At 62.6% G+C, this 8472-nt stretch carries 1 protein-coding gene; it reads left to right on the forward strand.

Annotation, left to right across the window (positions count from 1 at the left end; all coding sequences use genetic code 11):
- Positions 1 to 321: 321 nt before the first annotated feature.
- The coding region (locus tag NP3_RS45475; protein WP_169814695.1) for an alpha/beta fold hydrolase at positions 322 to 8472 on the forward strand (8151 nt) is incomplete at its 3' end.

An 8472-nucleotide genomic window follows, 5' to 3' on the forward strand; every position in this document is an offset into this window, starting at 1 on the left:
TACATCCTCGAATTCACCACAGACGAGGAAGGCCGCCTCCACCCCAAACCCCGACCGAACACCGACGGCCCCACCCGAGAACAACGCCAACACAAAATCCAAGGCCCACCCAACCACAACCCCGAAAACCCAAACCAACCAACCGAACCGAGCCCACAGAACAGACCCACACCCACCGGCCACGACGAAAACGCCACGAGTCCAGACAGTTCCGAGCGTTCCGCCACCGAGAATCAGCCCGCGCAAACACCGGACAATCCGGCACGCGGAGGGCCGATTTCGAAACGACAACTGCTCACTGTCAACAAACCATTCGCGAGGTTGTTGTTCGGCGATTGGATAGGCAAGGACGTCAGTTGGCTGCCGCGCAAAGTCGGCAACAAAATTCTGTGGCTGCCGGGCGAGGTCGCCAACCAATTCGGTTCCGTCGCTGCGCAGTACGCATTGCCATATGTTGTGCTGGATGCGACGGAATCAGAGATCGCCGCCGGTGCGGCGATGGCCGCGTCGGGGCTCGCGAGATTCCTCGAACTGCACGCCGGTGTCGCCGCCGATCGTTACGACCGGAAACAGATCATGCTCATGGCACAAGCGGTCGGCGCGGCGGCCGCGGCGGCCGCGACCGCCCTGGTGCTGGTCGACGCACCCGATCTCGCACTCGGGCTGACCGCGACAACGATCGTCGAATCCATCGCTGCCACCTACTACTTCCGCGTCTTTCAAACAGTCGTCCGGGATTTCCTCGCCGACAACGAGCGGAATACCGGAAACCGATTGACGGGTTCCACTGGATCCGCCGCTGGTTTCGCCGGTCAATCACTGGGCCCCGCTATGGCGGGTTTCGCGCCCGCGGCGCCATTCGGTCTGAACTTCCTGTCCTATTTGGGAAATTTCGCGAACATACTGGGATTGCAGTTCCCGACCCAGGTCCGCGCGAAACCGGACAACCTGTTCAGAGAGATCGGCGAAGCCGTGCGGGCAGTGTGGCGGAACGAATTTCTCCGCGAACTCACCGCGATCAGCACGATCAACAACGCCGCCTGGGCCATGCTCGGGCTCCGCACCGCCACCGTACTGCACGAAGCCGATCTGTCGGACTGGGCTAGAGGCGCTGTGGTCGCCGCACCCGCGGTGGGCGCGATACTGAGCGGTTACCTGCCGGAATGGTTCGACAAGATCGACGTCACCAAGTTGTACCCGGTGGCGCTCGCCAATATGGCCGCGCTGTTCACGCTCCAGGCATCGACCACCAACCCTGTCGTGATAGCGCTCGCAGGATTCTTCGACACGATGCTGATGGCGGCAACGAACAATAAGGTCGGCACTTACCAGCAAAATGCCTTCCCCGGCGAACTCCAGGGTCGAACCGGGAGTGTGCGAGGTTTGTTCCAGGGAACAAGTCTCCCGATCGGCGCATTTGTGGCTGGTGTCTTGGCGTCCGCGTACGGCGGCGATGCGGTCGCCGGTCTTGCCGCGAACATCACCGTGGCCACCGCCGCAGGCTACGGCGCCCTCACGCTGGCAAGGCACAGCCGCGATATCCTGACGCCCCTCGAATACGGTCTCGGCATGGTCGCTCTTCCCTGGGATACTTCCCAAGTCCTGGCCGTCCCCGCGGCCAATGCGAGCGAGACCGCGCAGCCGGACACCGTCGACCCCGACATCCTCCGAAACTGCGCCCTCCACACTGCCCGCGTAAACCGAGCCCTCGCACTCATCAACGACGACACCCCCGAACCGGACGCCAACACCCCTCAATGGCATTCCAAAAAGAACTACAAACCCCTCGAAGCCACCCTCGGAGCCCAGCTCCAACCGGACAAATACGACGGCGACCCCTACCTCACCGCTATCGCCGAAACCGTCCGCACCAAACAAGACGGCATCGATAGGGTCGTCCTCGCCGTCGACGACGGCACAAACGCACACATCATCACCTTCGTCAATATCGAAAGCCAGATCCCCAACGTCGAAGACCAAGTCCTGGTCTTGGACACCCTCGTCGACGACCCCGACAACACCGACGACCACATCCCCCACGTGCGCAACTACCACGGCGACGAAAACGGCGAAAACAAATGGCAGCCCAAATACAACAAAATCAAGAAAATCTTCCGCGCCGACTTCACCACCGACGAGAACGGCAAATCCATCCCCGCCCGCCGCCGACTCCCCTGGTACCGGCACACCCAACACCCACACAAACTCCAAGGACCACCCAGCAACCAACCAGACCACCCCGAACCCACCCAACTGCCAACCGAACCAACAACGAAAGTCGATACTTCGCGGGGCGGCACAACTGCCCCCGATTCCCCGATGAGCTTCCGACCGGAGAGCGGCGCGGGGACCTCTGACGTCCGCGATGAAAACGGTTCGGGCGCAAATAGTCCCGCCGCCGAATCCCAAGGTGACCAATTGAGCCAGGCGGTCGTCGATCGGATCAGGCTCCTACAGCAACGAGCTATCGAACTGGTCCGTAGGACTGCGCAACTCGCGCGGGAAGGCACCGCGTTTCGGGCCGCCCCCCTGAACCAAGCCCAGGATCAGATCCTCGCCGAGATAGCGCGTCTCACAACGACCGGAACAATAAGCGACGACGTACCGGTGGTCGCCGGTCCGGATACGCGGCTGGCGTTGGATTGGGTGTTCCCCGACCTCCTGGTAAAACGGGTGCGCACAATGACGTTGGGCTATATCGTCAGCCGCCGGGATACAGCATCGGCGGAGGCCCGCGCGCTGCACACCGAACTGATACGGATGGTCACTCGCGCTGCCGAGGTGTCCGCCGGTACCGACCATGCCCGAGATGTCGCCGAAGTAGAGGCGCTCATCACGATTTCCGAATGGACGGACCAGCTGAACAACGGGGGCCAACAGGCACCTGTGTTGCTCGATCCGGCCGATGGTGCGGGTGACAGTGAACCCCACGTGCCGACACCAAGGCCGGTCGAACGCTCCAGCACCGCGCCGAACAGCGCAACGAATCCGAATAACCCTCGGCAGGAACATGATTCGAACCAACGCCGACACACAGTCAGCCATCGTGCGGTATTGCCCGAAGACACAGTACGCGCTGTGCCCGAGCCCGCGGAAACCGCCGACCTGGGCGAGATCTCAACACTCTACGCAGCGCGGATGCCGGATGGCAGGACCGTGCATTTCCGTCTGCTCGGCGACCCGCGTGGTTACCCGATCCTGCTGTCTCCCGGCACTCCGGTCGGGATCGACGGTCCACTGCCGGATGCGAGCGAGTTGGCCAAGCGCGGATACACGCTGATCGTCGTGGAGCGACCAGGGTACGGCGACTCCACCCCATTGCCCGGACGCACGGTGGCCGACTGCGCCCGCGACATCATTCACATCGCGACTGAGCTGTTCGCCTTCGACCACTACTCGGTACTCGGACGCTCCGGCGGCGGCTCGGTGGCGATCGCCGTCGGTGCGCTCGACCCCGAGCATGTCGACCGGGTCGTCTCGCTGGTCGGCACGTCACCGGTCCTCGATGGCCGCGACACTTGGATGGCGAACATGGCCGAAGCCAACCAGGCCGTGTACCGGAGCCCGGATCTGCAAGCCATGGTCTCCAAGCTCACGGACATGGCCGAACAGATCGCGCGGGACGGGACCTGGCTGATCCGCTACAACCAAGATGCTTTCACAACCCTGGACCACATGTGGGTCGGCACACATCGCGATCAGCTGGCCCGCGGCTATCAACGCGGCCTGCGCAACTACATACACGCGTGGGCCGACGACGCGCTGCAGTTGGTTCAGCCCTGGGGAATCCGATTCGACGAATACCGCGCGGATGGCGTGCCGGTCGATATCGTGCACGGCAGCCGAGACCAGTTCTCGCCGGTCAGCCACAGTCAGACCAATGCCGCGCTGATCCCCACCTCGACGCTGTATCTCTTCCCCGGCGTAACCCACATGATGGGCATGGACTCACTGCCCGTCATCGCACACTACTTCCGCGCCGAACGAGATTCCTTCTGGAATCAGGACCCCGCAGGAAACGGACGGCGAATAGCCGAAATCCAGCGCACTGAATCCGAACCACTACCTTTACCTGCCTGGATACATTGGTCCCGCGGCCGCTGGGATTCGGTAGCCAGCGACTATGCCCCGCATAATTCCATTCCGGAGACGGCGGCGGATGCGAATCTGCTCCGGCACGTGCCGCCTGCCGAGGTACAGACCGCAGAAATCGTCGGGGACGAAGTCGTCGTGCCGGACGTCGGATCGGAACTCACTCGCGTCCGGCAGCGGGGGCTGTGTTCTCCGCCACCGGACCGCGCGACATTAACCGAGGCCAGGCAGGCTTTTGAACTGGAACTGAGGCAGCGGTCCGCGGAGCACGAAATTGATGAGGAGATGCTGGAGGAGCGGTGGTCCTTGCTGCGCCAGTACGCGGTCATCGACTGGCGTATCGAAAAGATGGCGGCTTCGCTCGGCAGATCCAGCGCCGAGATGCGTGAGCAGATGCGGCGTGAATTGAAAGCCGCGTTGGATGGGAAGCCGATTGGTATCCGAGTGCGCGAGGAAAGTTTGGTGGCCATCCTCGACGAAGGGCGGATCAAGGGAAGTCGCAACCCCTTTGGCGAGCGTGCCGATGCCGAAGCCGAGTGGTTCGGCTCGCACGTCCATGAAAACCCCCCTGTCTACGGATTCGTTGCCGTGGACGGGGTCCGCCCTTCGCAATCCGGCATAATCGATGCATTGTCGGAGCTCGACTACGGCGATCACCAGATCTATCTCAAGCCAGAAGTGAAATCACGAACGACGATCACCGTTGGCGACTCGATCGTGGAGAAGGACAAGACGATACCCTCACCGTTGGATAATCCGTCGGAGTATTCCTACGGCGTTGATATGCACAACCCGCCTATCGGTCGCGACTATACTGGAGCGTCATTTCGATCCGGAGTTTTCATCGAAGCTCAGATTTTCGATCTCACTACCTCGGACATAGATTTCATCGCGCTGCACCAGGCGCCGGGTGCAGCGCTGCGGCAAGCGCTGGATCGGTCCGGAATCAAATGGCGCATACTGACGAATCGCACAATTGCAGCTGAAGGTAGCCCTGCAGAACGAGCGGCCGCAATCGAGCGGACGAGCCAGGATGTAGAGCGTCTTCGAGGGTTGATGCGTAGTCACCCCCACTTGGACGGGGTCGCTCCTCTGCACGCGCAGCTCTCAGCAGACCTGCGTGCGTTGAACGATTCCGATGCCGCGGTTCCGGACAACGCTGGCGGATCGAGCGCACAACCACGCCCCGAGGCCCCAGCGACACCCGCGAGCGACGCGCGCCCCACCTCCAGCCGACCGGACACCGTCGAGCCGGGCCAGGTGCGAGCGCCAGCGGGACGGACGATCATCGAAGGTCTCGGCCTGCCCGCCGAGGTCGCCACGGCCGAGATCATCGGCGAGGATCCGACGGCGGCGCTGCTCCCCGAGGAGCAGGTGCTGCTGGATGCGCTCGAGACGAGTCCGGACGGGGTACGCGGCCGCGAAATCGTATACGGACGCACGGTCGCACACCGCGCGCAGGCACGCCTCGGTTTGCCGGTCGCGCCGGTGCTCCGTGCGGGTGGCAGGGCGACTGGAATGCCAGTTTGGCAGCCCGGTCTCGTCGGAAGCATCAGCCACAAACAGGGCCTCACCCTTACCAGCAAGACCGGCTACTTCGTTGCCGCGGTATCTCGGCACCATCGCGCGGTAAGCATCGACGCCGAATACAACGAGCCGATCCCCAATGGCCGACGAGATGGCATGTCGCTGGACGCGGAGCGCGCCTGGCTCGACCGGATCGGTACCGACGGTGGCGTGCACTGGGACCGAGTGTTGTTCTCCGCCAAGGAAGCTGTCATCAAGGCGTGGCACCCGCTGACACAGCGCCGGATCGGCTTCACAGACATACTGATCACGTTCGATATCGAACGAGGTGAATTCACCGCACAACTGCTGATCGCGGATCGCTCCACCGTGGACGGCCCACCACTGACCGAATTCCATGGTCGATTCCTGGTCGAAGGCGGCATGATCCTCACCGGAATCGCTGTGCCGCACCAGGACTCGGGAGAATCCGAGGCGGCGAAGGTAGGGACCGTCACGCAGCCTCGGCCCACCGGTGATAGCGCGCCCGAAGCACAACCGGCCAATGGCGACGAAAGTGGTTCGACTACACCGGAAATCAATGACGCGCGCACGGTCACACCGACCGAAACCGATGACGCACATCCAGCACAAACCGAGATGGACGACCGCGAACGGCAGATCCTCGGCTTAGCGGCCCCCGATCTCTCGAACACCGCCACGGCAGGGGAACTGGAAATATCGGGGCGCGCAGTGCAGCGCGTCCGATCTCGCCTGCGCAGCATGTTCGGCATCAAGGATACCGATGCGGCACGAGCACAGGATCCCGATGTACACATCAGCGCCGAAATCGAGGATGCACAATCGGATACGGCGGTCACTGGAAAAAGCGGCTTCGCACCGTCACCCAAATGGGTTGCGGGGCAGTATCGAACCACAGATGAAATTAGTCACGCATTCGCGAAGCAATATGTCCTCACCAGGGCGACCTGCGATTCGGGAACCGACCTGGAAGCGTTCCAGGTGTTCACCCAGACGTTACACGACCTACGCGAAAAGCATTCTGCGGCGGATGTCATCGCAATCGGCATCACCAGCCTGAGCGACGGCGCCATGAGCCGCGTTGTCCCGCAGATCGCCTTTTCGAATTTACGCACGGGAGCGCTGCTTCTGAACGCTGATTTCGTAGCCGGGTGGAGGCCGGATCAAGTTCGCGATGCCACGACCCAATTGTTCGCCGCGGCAATGGTGTACGCGGGACGATGGCGGGCGGAGGCGCACGCCATGAACGCATTGCGGGTCCGCTTCCAACCAGACGGCGGGGAGGTGGACGAGGAAGCCTTCCGCGCGTGGCTGAGACTGCAGTTCCCCGATTTCTGCTTCACATACAACGGAAACCTGGTCGCCCGCGAGGCTCTGGTGTGGTCGTTCAGAGATGTTGAGCTAGGAAACCCGGACGTCACAGCGGGCGAGCAGACATTGTACAAGCTGCTGGTCGACCGAGCTAACGAACTGCGTGGGCGTGCTCCCCGCACGTCGACGAGCGACGAGGACTCGGCATCGGCGCGGATCAAGAAGATGGCCCAGGATCTGGAACGCGACTTCGACGTCAAGGTTGTCGGGGCCGACTTGGCCGATGTCGACGCCGATATCTTCGAGCAGTTCATCAGCAGGGTCCGCGTTGTGCTCACCGATCACCCCGGTCTGCTTATTGCCGATCCGGAGGAAGGTCGGCCGGTCATCGGAATTGGGCCGTATGCGAACGAAAACGCCATGGCTTGGACGAATTGGAAGAGGGTGAACGGCGACACCCGCGCCACGGGGTTCATGTTGAGCGAACGGTTCGCTATAAACGCGCCGTTGTTCCATGATGTTCTGGCCGGGCAAGTAGAACAAGGATTCTTGGTCGGCGACAGCGCTCGGCCCGGCGACTCGGTCATGGGCCATGAAGGCGGCCACGCGGTTCATTTCCTCAGCGGGCTCGACGACGACCCCGACGACTTCGACAACATCATGGCCGAGCTGGTGAAGCTCTTCGTGCGGACCAACCGGACCACCTATCTGGACCCGAATAGGTTCGTGACATGGCTGGAGGAAGAACTCACCGGCTACAGCTTCGGCAAGGACGGAAAACTCAACCTGCGCGAGTTCTACGCCGAGGTGTACAACGCGGTGACATTGCACGGGAAACTGGCAACCGACGCCCAGAAACTGGCGTACTCACGGATCATGACCGGCCTCCGGCCGACGACACCGCCGCAGCAACCCCAATCCCCAGGCGATCAGCCCGACAACGATGTGTCGGTAGTGAACTCGGATACAAACGACGATGACGACGATCCCGGTGGCGGCACGCCCAGGCCGCGCCCGAATCCCGAGCCACTCCCCGGCGGGCCATCGAACGAAGCATCGCCGCAGGCCGCCGAAACAGTACGGGAACGGATCGGGTTGCCCGCCGACGCCGACCCCATGCCGTCTGCGGCCGACCGGAATGTCGACGTCGAGCGGAACCTCGCATTCCTCGCCCGCCACCACGACCACTTCCCCGTCGAATACACCACTGCCCCGGGACTCGTGTACATCCCCGACCCCGGCTACCCGCCGACCGAAGTACTCACGACCGGCATTACGCCGAGAGGAGAAGGCCCACTCACCACATACCGCGACATCGACCAAGCCCGCCGCTGGTCGGCAACCGGACGCGTTTATGCCGCACGCCCCGAGGCCGGATTCCCGCGCGCCGATCCGGATCGATCCGTCCAACTCATCGGCGGAATCACCGGATCACGAATACTCGGCTACTACCACTTCGGCCCCGAGGTACCGCTCACTCTCCCATACGGATTCACCACCCCCGCACAGTACACCGGCGAC

The sequence above is a fragment of the Nocardia pseudovaccinii NBRC 100343 genome (assembly GCF_001613225.1).
Taxonomy (GTDB): domain Bacteria; phylum Actinomycetota; class Actinomycetes; order Mycobacteriales; family Mycobacteriaceae; genus Nocardia; species Nocardia pseudovaccinii.